Consider the following 19,967-nt stretch of genomic DNA (forward strand, 5'->3'; position numbering starts at 1 on the left):
TTAGTAGCATATATTACTAATAATTATCTAAGTTACTAAGCAACCACTTATATTTATTTGTAATACTAGTACTATCTCGGACTAAAGTTAACATTTTAAAGTAACTAGGATGGGTTCCCCCAGATGAAATCCCCACCTTCTTCAAATTCTTGGAATGGTCGCTTTGTAGGTGATAACCAGCGATACCGTTTAGACAGACGGTTAGGCGGGGGTGGCATGGGAGAAGTCTTCCTAGCAACAGATACCCGTGTTGGTCAGCAGGTAGCGTTGAAGTTGCTCAAAGATACGCTAGTGGCATCGCTCGAAATGAGAAAGCGTTTTGAGCGGGAGGTGGCAGTTTGTGCTGCTTTGCAAAGCGACCACATTGTTAAGATTAGTGATTGTGGTGTAACCCCGGAAGGTTTTCCATTTTATGTAATGGAATATTTACGGGGGCAAACTCTCAGGCAATTACTGCTGCGCGAAAAGCGGCTGTCTGTTGAGCGGACGGTGAAGATTATGGCGCAAGTTTGTAAAGGTCTACAGCTTGCCCATCAAGGAGTTACTCTCCAACGAGATGGTGGCAAAACCACTGAACATATTCAGGTAGTTCACCGCGACCTGAAGCCAGATAATATATTTTTGATCCCGACAGATTTGGGAGAGTGGGTGAAGGTTTTGGATTTTGGTGTTGCCAAAATTCGTAGTGAATCTTCTGAAAATTCCAATATTACAAATATAACTAGTACATTTATCGGTACATTTCGTTACGCACCTCCTGAACAAATCCAAAGCGATCAAAACCTGGATGCTAGAGGTGATATTTACAGCTTAGGGATTATCCTTTATGAAATGCTGAGTGCCGCCGACCCATTTGGAATCAGCATTAAGGGTAGTCATGTTAGTGAGGCTTCTTGGGTATTAGCTCATGCTTATGAGCCACCAAAACCACTGCGATCGCAACCAGGGTGCGAGAATTTACCCGTACAATTAGAAGCCGTGGTAATGAAATGCCTCCAGAAGAACCCAGCCAACCGATTTGCAACGGTAGAAGAACTAAATCAGGCTTTGCAAGCTGCTGCCAAATTTGCCACAGAATCTAGTGTACCCGGACAAATTACTGGGCGATCGCAACCTTCTTCCAATCAAGGTTCAAATCACGAAACTATTCCCAGACAATCGAACGACGACACGATTCTGCGTCCTCCATCTCCATCCAATCAAGGCTCAAATCACGAAACTGTTCCCAGACAATCAAACGACGACACGATTCTGCGTCCTCCATCTCCATCCAATCAAGGCTCAAATCACGAAACTGTTCCCAGACAATCAAACGACGACACGATTCTGCGTCCTCCATCTCCATCCAATCAAGGCTCAAATCACGAAACTGTTCCCAGGCAATCAAACGACGACACGATTCTGCGTCCTCTATCTCCATCCAATCAAGGTTCAAATCACGAAACTGTTCCCAGACCATTTAACCCGATCGATAGAAATCAACAGAGTCCTGTGAATAATACCAACGCCAGCAAACCTGATGTGACGTTATATCAACCACGACCAGCATCTACTCAAGGTGGGCAACAAGTACCACCAGATAAGACATTGTTTCAACCACGACCAGCATCTAATCAAGGTGGACAACAAGTACCACCAGATAAGACGTTGTTTCAACCGCGACCAGCAGCTAATCAAAATAGACCACCAGTGTCACCAGATAAGACGTTGTTTCAGCCGCGACCAGGATCTAATCAAGGCGGGCAACAAGTGCCACCAGATGTGACGTTATATCAGCCACGACGTGCGTCTAATCAAAGCAGACCACAAGCACGAACGGATGACACTATTTACCAACCAAGGCTAAGTGAGCAGCTAACTACGAGAATTACTCCCAATTTCTTGCGAATTGTAGGGGTGGTGTTGGCTATTGGGGTGACTTTAGCAGTAGTAACCTATATATATACTCAATTCCAATCTGGTAAACAGCCAAGCAATCAGCAAAATTTACCTAATAGCGATCACATTCAGAACTAATCACCTAAAGGGACTTTTCCGATTTTTGCACAGATGCGGTAATCATAATTTTATAGCGGTTCTCAATCAATACGGTTCGGTTAAGGTTCTTTGATGAAAATTCTAGACCGCAAAGACGCGATTTATCGCGTCTTTTGCCTTAACCGAAGTGTTCCCCTATAATTCATCCCAAACCACGGGAAAGGAATAATCTGAAAACGCCGAGAAATCACGGTTGTCGCTACGGGTTTCTTCATCCAGAACTTTGACAACTTTGTTATAAATATCTTGTGCTTGTTGCGGAGAATCACCGATGCTGGTTAATCCCACCTTGCCAAACTGCGAAAGGCAACCCATAAGATGAAACACTGTACCCGTTTCTGTACCACTGTCAAACTGCAATCTGTGGTGAGCGATGATATCCATCAAATCATTAGGCAATAATCCCTGATAGCGCTCTTTTTGGAGATTATCAGTGGCAACGTAGTATTTTGGACGACCTTGTTGACTATAAAATAAACCCGTGGAAAGGTCATAGCGACCGTTTGTTAATAATTTCAGGGTCATGAATGGATGAGTTGTACCACCTTTACGTAGGTTAATTTCGATCGCCTGAATATCCCACTCTCCGTTACCCTTGTCAACAGCGATAAAATCTACCCCAAACCGCTCTAAAGTACCTTTGTCTGCTAGTTTTCTGCCAACTTGAAGTCCCAATTGCTGTAATTGCAATCGATATCTTTCATCAGCAGGAAAGCTACAACCAAGATAAATCTGACCGTCTGGTCCTCCGAGAATTTGGTCGTGAGTTGAAAGGATTTCCACTTCGCCTTGGGGTGTGATCCGTCCTTGGACGCTGGGCGATCGCTTAATTTCCCCTTCCACAAATGCTTCCGTAATTGCCCCTAATTCCGGGATTCTTCCCGAAAAATTATCCCACGTCTCAAGTTTTGCTTGAAAGCGCATCGTTGCCAAACGATCGCTAATTGCAGCTACCCTTTCGGCATGAGTACCAATGTTTGGTGCTAAATTCTCAATCGGTCTGAGATCCAACAATGCATTCCCCTCGCCAGAAATGCCCTCGTTGAGTTTTACTACTACCCGTTTTAATGTTGGTTGGCGTTCCCACAAATCAACGGTAGCTTCTGCCAAATCTGTGGGGTTCCAAATTTTTTCGCTGCCATCTGGATGCGGTACTCCGCTTTCCTTGAAAATTTGCCGACTGCCACTTTTTGTTCCCCAAATCTGTAAATCTGGTGCAGCAGCATACAGTGGTACACCTAATTGTAAAGACAATTCGCCTTCCCAGTGCGAAGAGTTATAGCAGATCATAAATGATTTGTCTAGCCTCAAAGATTGCTGAATCCGCTCTAGCAACCGGGGGCGTTCTAAAATCTTTTGGCTCAGAGGCTTAAGGGAGGAATCGTAAGTAGAAAGTAACAGCAAGCGATTGCGAGCATGAGAAAAAGGAATACCCGGCAAGAGCTGCAAATAATAATCAATGATACTTGGATGCAGCGGTACTGATGTTACATAAATCAGCCGAGTTTGGGGATTCCGCAACCGAATTAAGGAAAATAGTAATCTTTCTTCATAATGTTCGCAGCCTTCAATCTTTTGGAGTTCGCGCTGGTCGAGACTCAAGGAGGGAATAATTAAAATATCCGCTTCGCTATTGTCAAATAGTTCGCTCGTTTTCCAGCGATCGCGCAGGGTTAATTGTAAGTGGCGAAACTTTTCAACCTGTTCTAACTCGGAAATATTTAATGTTGCCATAGCCCCTGCCCTCTAATGATCTCAATGTAGCGCACCACGCACCCTTTTGGACGATGTATAGTCACCGTGTCAAGATTCAGGTAGTTTTGTAAAAATTTTCTGGAAGTCAGCAAGGATCAATCAAACTATAGCAACCTGCAAATCGCCGACTTCTTTAATTCTCTTCCCTCTTAAGGTTGACCTAATTGCTGCTTACTTTACCTCTAGGGGGCGATAAAGTACAGCAATATAATAGTTAACTTGAAAGCAGATGAAAAAGATAAATTCTTCATCACATTAGAGTTGTGTATTTATTTCCATGGTCAGGCGTAAGGATAAATAATGTAAGTTGCGTAGAGTTGCTGGAATAAGTAAGTTTGGCAAACATCGAGGATATAAATGCCTAAAATTGCAAATGGCTAGTGAGAGTCAAAGCAAAAAATAAACCTTGGGTTGAATTTTCGATCCAAGGTTTAGTTATGAAATAGGGAATAGGAGAAAGATGGAGTATAACTAGTGCCCAATTCCCCTTTTCCAATACCCATTCAATATTCAATTACCAAGGTAAAACAGATGGCTAAATCAAAAGAGAAAAAAGAGCAAAAATTACAACCGCCACAGCAACAAGAAACACCAGGTGTTGAATCAGAAATGACACCAAAACCCAAAGCAGATGATGCTCAGTATCGGGGTAGTGGTAAGTTACAAGATAAAGTAGCATTAATTACGGGTGCAGATAGTGGGATTGGTCGTGCTGTTGCGATCGCATTTGCAAAAGAAGGTGCAGATGTGGCAATTCTTTACCTTAATGAACACGATGATGCCAAAGAAACAAAACATTTGGTAGAAAAACAAGGGCGTCGTGCAGTAACTATTGCAGGTGATATTGGCAATGAAAGTTTTTGTCAGCAAGCCATACAACAAACAGTTGGTGAGTTTGGCAAACTCGATATTCTGATCAACAACGCCGCCGAACAACATCCGAAAGAAAGTATTGAAGAAATCACCGAAGAACAACTAGAGCGAACTTTCCGCACTAATATCTTCTCGATGTTTTTCATGACTAAGGCTGCACTCAAGCATCTACAAGCGGGCAGTTCTATCATCAATACCACATCAGTAACAGCTTATAAAGGTAATGCACAACTACTAGATTACTCCTCTACAAAAGGTGCGATCGTTGCTTTTACTCGTTCATTATCAAAAAATTTGGTATCAAAAGGAATTCGGGTTAATGCTGTCGCGCCAGGGCCAATTTGGACACCTTTAATTCCCTCAACTTTTCCCGAAGAGAAAGTTGAAACTTTTGGTAAACAAGTACCAATGGAACGAGCCGGACAACCAGAAGAAGTTGCTCCTAGCTACGTATATTTAGCTTCTGATGATAGTTCTTATGTCTCTGGACAAGTGTTACATGTCAATGGTGGAGATGTTGTAAACGGGTAATTAAAATAGTTAGGAGTTATGAGTGAGGAGTTAGGAATTAAGAGTTATAAACGATATATTTTAAACTTACAAATTTTAATTTTTAACTCCTAATTCTAAACTTATAACTCTACCCTCATGGTCATCCATTGGAGGGATGATTTCATGTAGAAATATTGATAATCTGGCTAACAGCGTACATTTAAAGAATAATAACAAGGTTTATGGCATCTCTTACACCACTGCATGGCACAGAATTAGTAGATTGTGCTAGAGCAAATGCCAAGCAAGGGATTGAAACCGCTGCTTATCAATGTGGCTATGGTCAAGACCTCAATAAATTTGCCCAAGAACTCAGACAAGCTTGTGAAGAAATGAATTTACAAGTGAAGGAACTCAGCGGCTTGATTACTGAGCAGGACTTGATACTGCAATTAGGTACTGGCGAAATTGTTGCTCCAGATACGGAATCAGAATTATAAAAGTTAAGTTAGTCATTTGTCCTTTGTCATTTGTAGTGTGTTATTCACTAATGACTAATGACTAATGACTTTTTTCATAACTTTAAAATTACCCGCGCCAAATTGAAATAAATCAAAACACCTACAACATCAACTGCTGTGGTAATGAATGGTGCAGACATTAATGCCGGATCTAAACGAAGATAGCGAAATAGAAATGGCAGTGCTGAACCGGAGATCGAAGCCAAAATAGAAATAGCTACCAAACTAGTGCCTACAGCGATCGCTACTTCTAATCGTCCTTGCAGAAAATAAGCCCAGACAGTAGCGATCGTACCTAACATTCCTCCCAATAGTGCCCCAGCGATCGCTTCCCGGCCGATTACCTGCAATGCACCAAGCGATCGGATTTCATCGGTATTCATCCCACGAATCACCACTGTGGAAGATTGAGCGCCTACATTACCCCCAGTACCAGTCAACAAGGGGATAAAGGCTGTTAGTGCCACCACTTTTGCTAAAAGATCCTCTTGCGACTTAATAATCGTGCCTGTGACGGTATTGGTTACAAGTAAGACCAATAACCAGACTACCCGCTTCCGAGCGATTTCCAGCAAATTCATTTGAAAATAATTGTCGCCCCCCGACTGCACACCACCACCCAAGGCATAAATATCCTCGGTGGTTTCTTGTTGCAGAATATCAATCACATCATCCACCGTAACAATACCTACTAGAAGCTGTTCTCGATCTACCACGGGCACAGCCAAAAAATCATATCTTTGGATTAATCTTGCAACTTCTTCCTGGTCTGTATCAGTGTAAACAAACACCACATCACGGGTCATAATTTCGCCAATAATTTGCTCAGGCTGAGACGTTACTAATTCCCGCAACGATACAATCCCCGTTAAGCGCCTTGCCGCATCCATGACATAAAGATAATAAATCATCTCACTGGCATTAGCTAAGTTGCGAATTCGCTCTAGAGCTTGAGATACTGTAAAGTTTTCTTTCAGCGAGATTAACTCTAGCGTCATAATTCGTCCAGCTGTATCAGCTTCATAACCCAATAGTTGGGCTGTAGCTTGACGTTCTGCTGGACTCAGTTGTTCTAGCAGGTGATTGACGACTTTTGCCGGTAATTCATCAAATAACCTAGCTCGGTCATCCGGCGACATTTGATCGACAATATCGCGGACTTCCTGGCTTTTAAGTTCTTCAATTAACCGTTCTTGAACACTGTAGTCGAGATATTCATAAACTTCTATAGCTTCATCCTTAGAAAGCAAGCGAAAAGCCAAAGCGTGCATCGCTTCTGGCAAACCCTCAATCGCCTCGGCGATATCCGCAGGCTGCACGGGTACGAGAATAGCTTTTGCTCCCTGCAAGTCTCCTGCTTCTAGGAGCATTTGCAGCTGAGTCCGCACTAAATCTCGCAATTCCCTGCGTGAGAGATTCTGGATGGTAGAGTTTAAATTGTTTGTCTCAGTCAAAGTCCACTTTCCTCAGCCAGTTTGAACAAGGTTGCTGCCCCTAGTCTAGGGGAAAGTGGGATGTGCAAGGTCAAACTGATTATTTTTTAATTCCAGTAAATTGTGTTCTCTAGCTTAAATGCATGACTGGTGAGGCTTTTGCAAAGTTTTTTTCCACTGATTTTAGGTTATTACTATATTTCTGCTGGTTCTGGTAACAAAGAGATAAAGTAATATTCAAATGAAATATAGATAAATATTAGTTTTTTAAATCTTTAAATATTAAAATTTTTCTTTATCAAATTTTTATATAGTTAATAAATCTGTAGATAAAATACATTAAATTATCCGGTACTTTGGCAATTTTTACTTAAACATTATCAAAACTTTTATATTCCTTTAAAAAAGAATATGCCAATGTGAATATTTAAACAAAGTTCCATAAACAAGATAGACATAACACCGCTATCTATTGTCAAATATGTAGAAGTAAAAGGATACTTAAGTAATCTATGTAAAGTTATTACATTTGACTAATTACGCATGTATTTGCTTTCTTGAGCATTGCTTGCCTTACTGAATATGCATCTGCACATCAGTGAAATTTAGAAGGTCTCAAAAACTCAGTAATTTTTTGAAAGCAAACAAAGACTAATATGTTCTTCAAGTAATTATTCATAATTAGTAATTAATAAAGATATATTTATAAGCCAATCAATGATTAGCCGATCAATATATTTATATCAAGCTTTATGATGCATTCTTGGTTGAAATATTCATCAATGCAAAACTAATCCTGCAACATTAATTATGGCATCAAATCAAAACTTATCAACATCTGTAAGCCCAGTAATTACAACTAAATCATCTCTAGAAAGCATTGACCAAGGGCAAACCAGCATTTCTGCTCGCTCTAGCCTACTCTCTCAAGGAGATGGACTCAAGGCAGAGTATTACGACAACATCGACTTCACTAACCTGAAGGTAACTCGCACAGATTCGACGGTGAACTTTAACTGGGGTGCTGGTTCCCCCAATGCATCGATTGATGCAGATAGCTTCTCAGCGCGGTGGACAGGTCAGGTAGAAGCCAAGTACAGCGAAACTTACAAGTTCTACACCACTGCTGATGATGGTGTGCGACTGTGGGTGAATGGTCAACAAATCATCAATCAGTTTATCGATCAACCTGCCACCGAATCCAGTGGCTCGATCGCATTGGTTGCAGGTCAGAAGTACGATATTAAACTTGAGTACTACGAAAATAAAAACAATGCCGTTTCTCAACTGCGTTGGTCAAGCACCTCTCAGGCGAAGGAAATCATTCCTCAGTCGCAACTGTATAGTAATGTCAGCACATCTAGTAATGTTAGTAATGTCAGTAATGCTAGTAATGGCAACGGACTAAAAGCAGAGTATTACGACAACATTGACTTCACCAACCTGAAGGTAACTCGCACAGATTCGACGGTGAACTTTAACTGGGGCGCTGGTTCCCCCAATGCGTCGATTGATGCAGATAGCTTCTCAGCGCGGTGGACAGGTCAGGTAGAAGCCAAGTACAGCGAAACTTACAAGTTCTACACCACTGCTGATGATGGTGTGCGACTGTGGGTGAATGGTCAACAAATCATCAATCAGTTTATCGATCAACCTGCCACCGAATCCAGTGGCTCGATCGCATTGGTTGCAGGTCAGAAGTACGATATTAAACTTGAGTACTACGAAAATAAAAACAATGCCGTTTCTCAACTGCGTTGGTCAAGCACCTCTCAGGCGAAGGAAATCATTCCTCAGTCCCAACTGTATAGTAATGTCAGCACACCTAGTAGTGGTGGTAGTGGCAATGGACTCAAAGGAGAGTACTACGACAACATCGACTTCACTAACCTGAAAGTAACTACTACAAATCCGACGGTGAACTTTAATTGGGGCGCTGATTCTCCCGCTCCGTCGATTGATGCAGATAGCTTCTCAGCGCGGTGGACAGGTCAGGTAGCAGCCAAGTACAGCGAAACTTACAAGTTCTACACCACTGCTGATGATGGTGTGCGGCTGTGGGTGAATGGTCAACAAATCATCAATCAGTTTATCAATCAATCTGCCACCGAATCCAGTGGCTCGATCGCATTGGTTGCAGGTCAGAAATACGATATTAAACTTGAGTACTACGAAAATAAAGGCAATGCTGTTTCTCAACTGCGTTGGTCAAGCGCCTCTCAGGCGAAGGAAATCATTCCTCAGTCTCAACTTTATTCACCATTTCTTCAGACCACTATCACATTAGGATCGTCTTCGACGACTGTGAACGAAGGCAGTGATAGTGTTACCGTTAAAATACTTAGAACTGGAGATTTAAGTGGTACATCTTCAATCAAATATGCGACTATAGGTAATACTGCTACAAAAGGAGTTGACTATGGGAGTGAAGGTATTGAAAGTGCTGGAACACTGACTTTTGCGGCGGGACAAAGCAGTGCGCAGGTATCCATTCCGATCAATGATGATTCCTCGATAGAAGCAGATGAAACCTTTAATTTTGTCATCGATCAGGCAGAGGGAGCAACACTCGGAGTCCAAAGAACTCTCGCAATTACGATTCAAGACAACGATCGCTCCGGCCTCGATTTCAGTCAGCCAGTAGTTAGTGAGGGTGACGGTACTGCTAAGGTGACAGTTACACGGGGCAATGCTTCGGCGGCTGCTAGCGTCAACTACATAACCCAAGATGGGACTGCTAAAGCTGGATCTGATTACCAGGCTGTATCTGGAAGCTTGAGTTTTGCAGTCGGACAAACCAGCAACACAATTGTTATCCCCATTCTTAATGACAACGTTGGGGAATCAAATGAAACATTTGCTTTGAAGTTCAGTAACCCAGTTGGAGTGCAGTTAACTAATCAACAGACAAGTATCACTATTATTGATAATGATTCTGGTAACTTTGCTTTAGATACGGTAGCTTCTGGTTTGAATCAACCTACAGCTTTTGAATGGGCACCTGATGGTAACAGTATGTTCATTGCCCAGAAAAATGGGGTAGTGCGAGTCATGAAAAACGGTACCTTATTATCAACACCATTTACTGATATTCGCGGAGAGGTAAATGATACGCGCGATCGCGGTCTGTTAGGCATTGCTGTACATCCAGATTTTGGCAAAAGTCCAAACGGCAACAACTATGTTTACCTGTTGTATACCTACGATCCACCAGAAACTAATACAAGCAATTCTAAGAACAATCCCAATAGTACATTGGACGATCCCGATCAGAATGGGAATCGTACTGCACGGCTAAGTCGCTTTACAGCCGACCCCAAGACTAATTACACTACTGCGATCGCTGGCAGCGAAGTTGTACTACTCGGCACAAATGGCACTTGGGCGAATATTGTCAAGCCTGATGGAAATAGTACAAATGTCACACTTGGCTATGCACCATCAGGAATTCTCAACAAAGATACTGGTAAGCCGTTTACCAGCTTGCAGGATTATCTCAATAATCTCGATAAAGTCCAAAATGTCCAGAATTTTATAGCCAATGATAGTGAATCTCACTCAGTTGGTTCTGTACATTTTGGTACTGATGGTTCTCTGTTTGTTAGCTTAGGAGATGGTACTTCCTACAATGGAGTAGACCCCAGAGCAATTCGCGTCCAGGATAAGAATAATCTATCCGGCAAGATTCTGCGGATTGACCCGATTACTGGTAAAGGCTTATCAAGCAATCCTTTCTACAACGGTGACGCCAATAGCAATATTTCCAAAGTTTATGACTTAGGTCTGCGTAATCCCTTCCGTTTCACAATTGATAAAAAGACCAATACCCCCGTAATTGGTGATGTTGGCTTAGGTACTTACGAAGAGGTCAATATCGGAAAACCAGGAGCTAACTTTGGCTGGCCATTCTATGAAGGTGGCCTTGATGCAAATGGTAATGTCGTCAGTCTGAAACAACCAGCCTACGCTAATTTAGATGCAGCAAAAGCCTTCTATAATAGTGGCTCATCTGTAACAGAACCACTGTACACTTACAAGCATTCTGGTTCTAATTCGATTCTCGTGGGTGATTTTTACACAGGTAATACTTTCCCTTCAATCTATCAAGGTGCCTTATTCATTGGTGATTTCAGTCAAGGAACTATCGATGCTTTGATATTAAATAGTCAAGGTAAAGTTACCTCAGTTAAGCGGTTTGCTTCCCAAACAGACAGGCCTAATCTAGGACTGCCTACACAAATCACCACTGGCCCTGATGGTAATTTGTATTACGCAAACTTGACCGGAGGTGAGATCGATCGCTTCCGACCTGTTTAGAGATAAATACAGTTTAGAATGAGCAACAAAACCCTGATGTAGAGACGCGATTTATCGCGTCTTGAAAGACCAATAATTATCTACGCCAATAACCCTTAACCCAAGCGTATTGGTTTAGAGATGACATAAAAGTTATCAGTTATCAGTGAACAGTTATCCGACTGTTCACTGATTTTGGTTAAGATAACTTTGTCAGGAATCCCAACAGTTTTTTGGTATTTGATGTTAAGAGTGTTCGGCGATAAGCATCAGCTGCTTTTTTAATCGCTTCGGCTTGAGTGGGATAAGGATGAATTACACTGCTTAACTTGCTCAAACCGATTTTATTCACCATTGCCGTAGTCACTTCTGAAATCATCTCACCCGCGTGACTGGCGACAATAGTTGCACCGATAATTTCATCAGACCCCTTTTTATGGTGGATTTTGAGAAATCCTAACTCTTCACCATCTGCGATCGCTCGGTCTACACTATTAAAAGGTATGTTGATTGTCGTCACCTCAATACCCAATTTCTGCGCCTCGTGTTCGGATAACCCTACGTGAGCAATTTCTGGGTCAGTATAAGTTACCCAAGGCATTACCAGACTACTGAGTTTCGAGCGTCCTATGCCAAAGGGAGAAAATAGGGTATTTTTAATTACAATTCGCGCCGCGGCATCAGCAGCATGGGTAAACTTCCAGTTCATGCAGATATCGCCAGCTGCATAGATTTTGGGATTGGTCGTCTGGAGATAATCATTTACCTTCACGCCTTGGTGCTTGTCGTATTCTACACCCACAGCTTCTAAATTTAGATTTTCTACATTTGGCGATCGCCCCGCACCAACTAAAATTTCATCGACTGTCACTGAATCTCGATGACCATTAGAGGAAAAGTAAAGCCGTTTCCCTTCGGTGACAGTTACTACTTCTTCTAACTTGGAATTTAGTACCAGGCGAATTCCTTCTTTAATCAAAACCTTTCGGAGAATTTCAGCACCCTCAGCATCTTCTTTATTAAGGATGTGAGAACCGCTATGGAAAAGTACCACCTCACAACCCAACCGCCGGAAAGCTTGCGCCAATTCGCAACCAATAGGGCCGCCACCAATCACCGCCAAACGTTCCGGTCGTTGAATTAGAGAAAAAACCGTTTCATTGGTTAGATAACCTGCCTTTTCAATTCCCGGAATCGACAGTTGTGCAGCTCTTGCGCCAGTCGCAATTACAGCTTTTTTAAATCGGAGGGTTTTATCGCCAACTTCCACCGTATTTTTACTTGCAAATCGACCGCTACCCAAAAAGACATCGACACCCAACTTTTGAAACCGTTCCGCCGAGTCGTTAGGGCTGATATCAGCTCTTATCCGCCGCATCCTGGCCATAACTTTGGGAAAATCAACATCAATATTATGTTGGGGAATATTAACTCCCAAGTCTTTAGCATCCCAGATTTCGCCAACGACGCGGGCAGAACGAATAATAGTTTTAGATGGTACACAACCAACATTTAAGCAATCTCCACCCATGAGATGCTTTTCAATTAACGCCACCTTTAAACCCAAATCTAGACCCGCAGCACCCGCAGCCACTACTAATCCCGCCGTACCAGCCCCAATTACTACCAAGTCGTAAACATCGGCGGGTTGAGGATTAACCCAATTTGGCGGATGGACGTAAGATACCAACTTTTGGTTATACTCGTCTATTGGGCGAACTGTGACTCTCTCTAAATCTGAATTGGTCATTGGCAAAACCTCTTTTAAAATTAAGAATCCCGATTAATTTAGGCAGATCAGTCTTTTATTTTTTATGCTTGTTTATAGCGTCGATTGAGTTAGCTACAAGAACACCAACCCCGCCAAAGCTACGCTTTGTCTCTCCTGCCCTTAGCAACTATGGCGTACACACAAGTCTGAAGTAGTTTACGAATTTGGTTTTTACCCCACCCTAACCCTCCCCTTATAAAGGGGAGGGAATTAGATTTCTTGTTTCCCCCCTTTATAAGGGGGGATTAAGGGGGGTAATTTGACTTGTATATACACCGTAGCCCCTCTTAGCAAGGGGATTAAGGGGGGTGCAATGACTATGGGAATCATAACTAATTATGCGGACATGATATTACAGCAATTAGCAGTTGACATAGATTTGTACAGTGGTGCTACCCTACAATTCCTCTTCTAAAGCTTTCCGCGCAATCCGGGTTACATAAACTGTAACGGCAACTGTCGCAATCAAACCCAAGATGCGAATTGCCCATTGTAAAGTCGGGTTGGTAGGTTGAGTCTCAGTCCCAATCATGGCCAGATTACCTGCAAGGGAACCAATATAAACATACATGATGGTTCCGGGAATCATGCCTAGAGAGCCGATGAAGTAATCTTGAAGTGAAACTCCCGTGATGCCAAAGGCATAGTTAAGTAAATTGAAAGGGAATATGGGGGATAGTCGCGTTAACAGGACAATTTTTAATCCTTCTTTACCCACTGCTTGGTCAATGGCGGCAAATTTTTTGTTATCTGCGATTTTACCAGCAACCCAACCCCTTGCTAAATAACGTCCGACGAGAAAAGCAGCAGTAGCCCCAAGGGTTGCACCGATAAACACGTAGAGAGAACCCCAAACTGCACCAAAAATCACACCAGCTCCCAAGGTGAGAATAGAACCTGGGAAAAAAGCAACGGTAGCGATAATATAAAGGGCAATAAAAGCTATGGCTCCTAACGCACCCAGGCTATCAATCCACTGCAAGGCTTCGCGTAAAATTGCTTGGGGATTGAAAGAATTTGAATTTGTCAATTCTTGTGCCAAAGCCAAGTCTGTGTTTAATGAGAAACTACTTGCCAATATTAGTAATATTAATACACTGAGGCTAAAAAGCTTCTGCAAGTTTCTGGCATCAATACTTTTAAATATCTGAATGATTGTTAGTTTTTTCATGGGTTGTGATTTCTTCTATTGCCACACTTTGAGCTAATGCTTTCTGAGCAATTTTTGTGATATACACAGTCACAGCAACGGTAGCAATCAACCCAATTACTTGCATTACCCATTGCCAGACTTGAGTTTCTGGAGTAATTGGTTGATGAGAGGTGTTAATCATGGCAAGATTACCAGCTAAAGAACCAATATAAACGTACATCACAGTACCGGGAATAATGCCGAAGGAACCTAATATATAGTCTTTGAGAGAAACCTGTGTTACTCCAAAAGCATAATTTAATAAATTGAAGGGAAAAATAGGTGAAAGACGAGTTAGCAAAACAATTTTCCATCCCTCTTTAGCAACTGCTAAATCAATTGCTTTAAATTTAGGATGTTTTTCTATTTGTCGAGAAACCCAATCCCGCGACAGGTAGCGTCCAATGAGAAAAGCCAAGGTTGCTCCGATTGTTGCAGCAATTAGCACATATATTGATCCCCAAAATACACCAAACAGACAACCACCTTTAAGGGTTAGAAGAGAACCCGGTATAAATAGTAATGTTGCTAAGTTGAAAATAACTATGTAGGCAATAGGCCCTAAAGTACCAAGACTGTGAACCCAAATGACTAAGGTCTGTAAAAGTCCCTGAAAATTTAACTGTTTAGCAGCAATTATTAGAGTGATAATCAGGCAACTTAGAAGTAGTAGTTTGAGTTTGGAATTGAATAAACGCTTGTTCATTTTTATAAGTTTCACCCTCAGAGGCTCAATGTTGACCTTTTGAAGCTCAATGTTGACCTTTTGAGGCTCGACGTTGACCTTCTGAGGCTCGACGTTGACCTTCTGAGGCTCAACTTTGACCTTTTGAGGCTCAATGTTGACCTTCTGAGGCTCGACGTTGACCTTTTGAGGCTCAATGTTGACCTTCTGAGGCTCAACTTTGACCTTTTGAAGCTCAATGTTGACCTTCTGAGGCTCAACTTTAAAATTTACACCTCAAATCCAATTCCCCTAAGATATACTACCCACATGAGAAACAGCTTAAAGCCTCTTAAATTTTTCTCGGCGATACCAGCTACAAATTCGCTCAGGTGAAACGCCGAGCAAATAAGCAATAATTACTATTTGATTAAGTAGCGTAGTTTTCAATACTCCCTTTTGCAACCATCTACGGGCTGAGGTGACAACTGGTGTGGGAATAATTACAACGCGTCCGATGCGTTTTAAACGACGCATGAGTTCAAAGTCTTCCATGATAGGCAATTCGGGAAAACTGCCTATTTGCTGAAATACTTCCTTTGTTAAAAAAATTGCTTGGTCGCCATAAGGCATTTGGTAAAAATGCGATCGCACATTTACTCCCCACTCTACCCATCGTAAACTTAAACGTGACGCATCAATCCGCAACTTAAAAGCACCAGCTACAGTCCCAGGTTGTTGTAGTGCTGTGCAAATCATCTCATCAAACCCAGTTGGCAAACGGGTATCTGCGTGGAGAAATAACAGAATCTCACCGCTAGCCGCTACAGCACCCGCGTTCATTTGCACAGCACGACCGGGAGATGATGAGATAACTTTGACATTTAAAAACTGAGCGATCGCTACAGTATCATCACTAGAGCCACCATCGACTACAATGACTTCTATATTTAGATTGGCTTGAGTAGTAGCAATGGCTTTTTTAATATTCCCCGCTTCATTAATAGCCGGAATAATAATTGAAATTTTGGCAGCGCTAATACTTTGACTCATGATTGCTGAGTTTTCTTTTCCGGTTGGTCAGGAAATGAACACTCTACAGTTACCTTCAGATTGCTTTCAGCCGTGCCTTTAGTCACGTAAGGTATACCTGCTTCACCGCCAACTTTGATGCCAAATTCAAGAGTGAGAGTGACTTTATCAATATTAGCAACAGGGATTTTCTTAAAAGCATTGAGTGAATAAACAGTGTAAGCCCGAATTGTACCTTCAATTGCTTGGAAATTTTGCACTATCTGTTTTTGTGCAGCATCAGCATCCCATCCCTTATCAATTAGCGCTTCTTCTTCTCCCTCTGGAGAAACTTCGATGCTGACTGGCGGAGCATCTACATTATTTGTAGCCTCAATGTAAATAATAGTGCCATCTTTTAATTGAATAGGTGTGAGTTGAGTCATGGATAATCTCGCCTAAAAGAATTGCGTCTAGGGTAGCCCAGCTTTAATTTCTACTTTTTATCTAGAAATTTTAGTTTCTGTTATGAAATAAAACCTCAAACCTCGATTAAATCAAAGTCTCAGAATTTGCCTAAGATTATTGTTTTCCGAGAGTGACAAAAAAGGGCTATTTAGGCTAAAAATAGGTGGTCGCAGAGATACCTGCACAAAAGCCACGTTGTAAATAAATATTGCAAACAATGTCCCAACTTCCTCCCAACAACGTAACCCTATCACAATCCTTTGAGAATCTGAGCAAAGATTCTCGACTAAAGAGATTATTCAGCCCAAACGATGCTGATACCTGCGCCCTTTATCTATGGCTGCTCGAAATCAAAATGGGCAAGAATAACAGAGAATACCGTTTATTGTATGGGTGGGTAATTCCTCGTTCTTCAGAGATACCAAGCCAGTGGAGGTCATTCAACTCCCTTACTGAATGGAAAGTAACGCCACACCAATTTCGTATTCATAGACTAAATTTTTATCACAACGGCAATGTAATCTTTAATTTAACTAAGCATTTATGCGAAGGAATGACTTTAGGTCAGGCGTGTGAACAAATTGGTATTCCTCAACCAAATGAACAGTTTAAACAGTTCCGTTTGGCAATATCAGTACAGAAAATTTATCAATCTTTTACAATTCGTCCAGTAATTTTTTTGGAAACATCTTTCAGTACTTTGCCTATCATTGCTCAACTCAAACCTCCAACAAGTTCAATTGATGGGGTTTCTGCCTTTGTAGGTTCTTTATTCCGACTTGATAAACTAGAGCTATTTTGCCAATCCAACGGCGAGAAATTACCCAAGGTAGACGAACTAGCTACGACTTGTCTAACTCATCTTAAAGAGGAAACCGGACTAGACTTTTGTAATGCAGATAGTCAACGATTGGGCAATTTAGAATGGCTATGCTTTCCGGCGGCAAATCAAGAAGAACAATCACAAGTTTACATCAAAACTAATTCTGCACCTAATCAAGTAGAATTGGAAATTTCGCCAAATGTTCTGCCAACGGGGATGAGTATTTTGATTCGATGCCGTGCCAAAAACGGTGGAGTTATTGTTTTAGATGAATGTCAAGTAAGTCAAATTTCTGACCAAGCCAGTACTTCAGTCTCATTTCAGGCACAAGAACAGATTAACTCAGTTATCGTCACGATATGGATTCAAAAATTCGACTCTGCTAACTGGGAAATCTGGTATGAACATTCAACACCAACGCAGTGGCAGTTAAATCTGAATTTAGGTCAGTCAAGTTCTCAAATTAACTTACCATCCAACTGGCTAACAGAATTTGCAAAATCGAGAATCAAAAAGCGAGTTGAGAAGGCTCAAAAATTTAATCAAGTGAATTATGAATGGTTACAAATTGGTGGAAAAAATGTTGAAGCCTGGGTATTAGCTTCTCAAAAGATTCGCTACTTTTCCCAGAAATTATTTCCAGCACAATCTGATGGATATTTCTTCAAAAATGGATGGGTAGAAAATGAGCATGAATCTGGTCGTTTGAGTTTCTTTGAATGGTTACAGAAACTCAGTAGTGATCCTACTGCCAGTAAAGTTTTAATCATTGATCCAGGTTTGTGCTTGGGCAATTGCTCATGCAAGTCTAGATTGTCGCAAAGAATGGTTACAAACAATTGAGACGCTTAAGTTTATTGCTCAAGGAGTAATTTCCCGGCCATTTCTACGTTCTCAGAACCCTGAAGCTTGGAATAAAGCTAATATTTGCTTGTCGTGCTTGCAACAGCTAACTCAAGTGTTAGGAAGTTAGTATAATTTTTGACTAAAAATATTTTTTTAATAGTTGTTTTGCGGTTTTCTTTGCGTCTATGGGCAAAACAAAAAGATTTATTCAAAGCGATCGCTGTTTTCAGAGATTGCTTCGCTGGCAATGAGTTTTTATAATTAAGCGATCGCACCAAACAAAGATGAACTCTGCATCTAGTCTGAAAAAATGGTATTTAAGAGCGATCGCTCTTTTCATGGAGTGCTTTGCTGGCAATGAGTTTTTATAATTAAGCGATCGTACTAAACAAAGACGAACCCTGCATCTAGTTTGAAAAAATGGTGTTCAAAAGCGATCGCACTTTTCAGAGATTGCTTTACTGGCAATGAGTTTTTATAATTAAGCGATCGCACCAAACAAAGACGAACCCTGCATCTAGTTTGAAAAAATGGTGTTCAAGAGCGATCGCACTTTTCAGAGATTGCTTTGCTGGCCATGAGTTTTTATAATTAAGCGATCGCACCAAACAAAGATGAACTCTGCATCTAGTCTGAAAAAATGGTGTTCAAGAGCGATCGCACTTTTCGGAGATTGCTTTGCTGGTAATCAGTTTTTATAATTAAGTGATCGCAACAAACAAAAACGAACTCTGGAGTCACTACCGTCAACCCTGAAGTCACTACCGTCAACTCTGAAGCCACTACCGTCAACCCTGGAGTTACTACCGTCAACTCTGAAGCCACTACCGTCAACTCTGAAGCCACTACCGTCAACCCTGGAGTTACTACCGTCAACTCTGAAGCCACTACCGTCAACCCTGGAGTCACTAACGTCAACCCTGGAGTTACTAACGTCAACTCTGAAGCCACTACCGTCAACCCTGGAGTTACTAACGTCAACCCTGGAGTCACTAACGTCAACTCTGAAGCCACTACCGTGAACCCTGCATCTAATCTGAGAAAATGGCATCAAAGAGCGATGCCTGCGGCGGGCTACGCCAACGCTTGACTCTGAAATTCATTGCCAGAATGTCTTGATACAATTGGTCTGTGCTACTGATGGTGATTTTGCCATCTACCTGAAGTTTCTTGATGACTGCTAAGGTTCCCTTAACATTTAATCCCAGTCGAGTTGCTTCTTTTCTGGCTGCGAAGTCATCTAAAATTATGTAGTCTGTTTGTAATTCAGTGCCTAAAGCAATAGCCTCTGATTCTCCTCTCCTTAGTCGCATATTTAGGCGATTGACTAAGGAAAATAATTGAATTTCTTTAACTAATATTTTGTCGGCATCAATTAAAGCTTTTACCTGCTGACTAGCTGCATCAGATTTAGCACTGATTTCTTCTGCAACAAAATTTGGCAAATAAAAATCATCGGCAGAATCTAGAAAAATATCGAGAAATTTCAGACGCGATAAAAAGATTCATGGAGAAGAGTTAAAAACAACCTTCAAACACCCTACCAATCCTTTTCTATAGCGATATCTTGTTCAGTCAAGTAGGAAAATTCCAGTCCGATTACATCTAATAGTTTAAGAAATACATCAGGTTCTATTTCCATGATTTCTGCGGCTTTTTTCAAACTAATAACTCTCGAAAATAACGCCCCAATCACAAACAAAAATGTTTTTTTTTGCTCAATATTATTAAATAATGGAAATTCTGAGGCAACACTTCTTAATTCTTCCTTACTAGTCATAGGTA

Annotated in this window: 16 protein-coding genes; 6 read left to right on the top strand and 10 right to left on the bottom strand. The window is 41.4% G+C overall.

Features of this window, described 5'->3' with window-relative positions:
• Nucleotides 1-123 precede the first annotated feature (123 nt).
• On the top strand, nt 124-2,016 hold the full coding sequence (locus tag HWQ42_RS20270) for a protein kinase (protein ID WP_292815487.1): 1,893 nt from the start codon (nt 124-126) through the stop codon (nt 2,014-2,016).
• Nucleotides 2,017-2,172: 156 nt separating this feature from the next.
• Here the strand turns inward: HWQ42_RS20270 and HWQ42_RS20275 are convergent, their stop codons facing one another.
• Nucleotides 2,173-3,771: a peptide ligase PGM1-related protein gene (locus HWQ42_RS20275; RefSeq protein ID WP_292815490.1), complete on the bottom strand. Its 1,599-nt coding sequence runs from the start codon at nt 3,769-3,771 to the stop codon at nt 2,173-2,175.
• 552 nt (nt 3,772-4,323) lie between these two features.
• Between HWQ42_RS20275 and HWQ42_RS20280 the strand changes: the two genes are divergently transcribed.
• Nucleotides 4,324-5,196 (top strand): SDR family oxidoreductase, encoded by an 873-nt coding sequence (locus HWQ42_RS20280; RefSeq protein ID WP_292815492.1) that lies wholly within the window; start codon nt 4,324-4,326, stop codon nt 5,194-5,196.
• A 203-nt stretch (nt 5,197-5,399) separates the two neighbouring features.
• Entirely contained in the window at nt 5,400-5,657 is a 258-nt protein-coding gene (locus HWQ42_RS20285; protein WP_292731336.1) for a hypothetical protein, read from the top strand.
• Nucleotides 5,658-5,731: 74 nt separating this feature from the next.
• Here HWQ42_RS20285 and mgtE read toward each other — a convergent pair whose 3' ends face one another.
• Nucleotides 5,732-7,132 carry a magnesium transporter gene (gene mgtE / locus HWQ42_RS20290; RefSeq protein ID WP_292731338.1) on the bottom strand — a complete coding sequence of 467 codons (1,401 nt, stop codon included), beginning with the start codon at nt 7,130-7,132 and terminating at the stop codon, nt 5,732-5,734.
• A gap of 789 nt (nt 7,133-7,921) precedes the next feature.
• Here mgtE and HWQ42_RS20295 point away from each other — a divergent pair.
• On the top strand, nt 7,922-11,428 hold the full coding sequence (locus HWQ42_RS20295) for a PA14 domain-containing protein (protein WP_292815495.1): 3,507 nt from the start codon (nt 7,922-7,924) through the stop codon (nt 11,426-11,428).
• Nucleotides 11,429-11,606: 178 nt separating this feature from the next.
• On the opposite strand, the gene HWQ42_RS20300 is transcribed toward HWQ42_RS20295, so the two are convergent.
• The 3 genes from HWQ42_RS20300 to HWQ42_RS20310 all read right to left on the bottom strand — a co-directional run bounded on the left by HWQ42_RS20300 (nt 11,607) and on the right by HWQ42_RS20310 (nt 15,076).
• The gene (locus tag HWQ42_RS20300) at nt 11,607-13,157 is read right to left on the bottom strand and encodes a mercuric reductase (RefSeq protein ID WP_292815497.1); all 1,551 of its coding nucleotides are present in this window, start codon (nt 13,155-13,157) and stop codon (nt 11,607-11,609) included.
• A gap of 418 nt (nt 13,158-13,575) precedes the next feature.
• Nucleotides 13,576-14,349, bottom strand: a complete 774-nt coding sequence (locus HWQ42_RS20305) for a TVP38/TMEM64 family protein (protein WP_292815500.1) — start codon at nt 14,347-14,349, stop codon at nt 13,576-13,578.
• On the bottom strand, nt 14,318-15,076 hold the full coding sequence (locus tag HWQ42_RS20310; RefSeq protein ID WP_292815503.1) for a TVP38/TMEM64 family protein: 759 nt from the start codon (nt 15,074-15,076) through the stop codon (nt 14,318-14,320). Before HWQ42_RS20310 ends, HWQ42_RS20305 begins: the two co-directional genes overlap by 32 nt.
• A gap of 39 nt (nt 15,077-15,115) precedes the next feature.
• On the opposite strand from HWQ42_RS20310, the gene HWQ42_RS20315 reads away from it, so the two are divergent.
• Nucleotides 15,116-15,430, top strand: a complete 315-nt coding sequence (locus HWQ42_RS20315; protein ID WP_292815506.1) for a hypothetical protein — start codon at nt 15,116-15,118, stop codon at nt 15,428-15,430.
• On the opposite strand, the gene HWQ42_RS20320 is transcribed toward HWQ42_RS20315, so the two are convergent.
• Together HWQ42_RS20320 and HWQ42_RS20325 are read right to left on the bottom strand one after the other, a co-directional pair.
• Nucleotides 15,377-16,087, bottom strand: a complete 711-nt coding sequence (locus tag HWQ42_RS20320) for a TIGR04283 family arsenosugar biosynthesis glycosyltransferase (RefSeq protein WP_292815509.1) — start codon at nt 16,085-16,087, stop codon at nt 15,377-15,379. The two genes, HWQ42_RS20315 and HWQ42_RS20320, sit on opposite strands and share 54 nt — an antisense overlap.
• The gene (locus HWQ42_RS20325) at nt 16,084-16,491 is read right to left on the bottom strand and encodes a CU044_2847 family protein (protein WP_292815512.1); all 408 of its coding nucleotides are present in this window, start codon (nt 16,489-16,491) and stop codon (nt 16,084-16,086) included. The genes HWQ42_RS20320 and HWQ42_RS20325 overlap by 4 nt, the downstream gene beginning before the upstream one ends.
• Before the next feature lie 239 nt (nt 16,492-16,730).
• On the opposite strand from HWQ42_RS20325, the gene HWQ42_RS20330 reads away from it, so the two are divergent.
• Complete coding sequence (locus tag HWQ42_RS20330; RefSeq protein ID WP_292815514.1) at nt 16,731-18,179, top strand: VPA1262 family protein; 1,449 nt, start codon at nt 16,731-16,733, stop codon at nt 18,177-18,179.
• Between the two features lie 630 nt (nt 18,180-18,809).
• Here HWQ42_RS20330 and HWQ42_RS20335 read toward each other — a convergent pair.
• From HWQ42_RS20335 to HWQ42_RS20345, 3 genes are all read right to left on the bottom strand, one after another.
• Complete coding sequence (locus HWQ42_RS20335; protein WP_292815517.1) at nt 18,810-19,196, bottom strand: hypothetical protein; 387 nt, start codon at nt 19,194-19,196, stop codon at nt 18,810-18,812.
• Between the two features lie 17 nt (nt 19,197-19,213).
• Complete coding sequence (locus tag HWQ42_RS20340; protein ID WP_292815519.1) at nt 19,214-19,627, bottom strand: DUF3368 domain-containing protein; 414 nt, start codon at nt 19,625-19,627, stop codon at nt 19,214-19,216.
• A 95-nt stretch (nt 19,628-19,722) separates the two neighbouring features.
• Nucleotides 19,723-19,962 (bottom strand): hypothetical protein, encoded by a 240-nt coding sequence (locus tag HWQ42_RS20345; RefSeq protein WP_292815522.1) that lies wholly within the window; start codon nt 19,960-19,962, stop codon nt 19,723-19,725.
• Between the last annotated feature and the right edge of the window lie 5 nt (nt 19,963-19,967).

This window comes from Nostoc sp. JL23, from assembly GCF_017115065.1.
In the GTDB taxonomy this organism is placed as follows: domain Bacteria; phylum Cyanobacteriota; class Cyanobacteriia; order Cyanobacteriales; family Nostocaceae; genus Nostoc; species Nostoc punctiforme_A.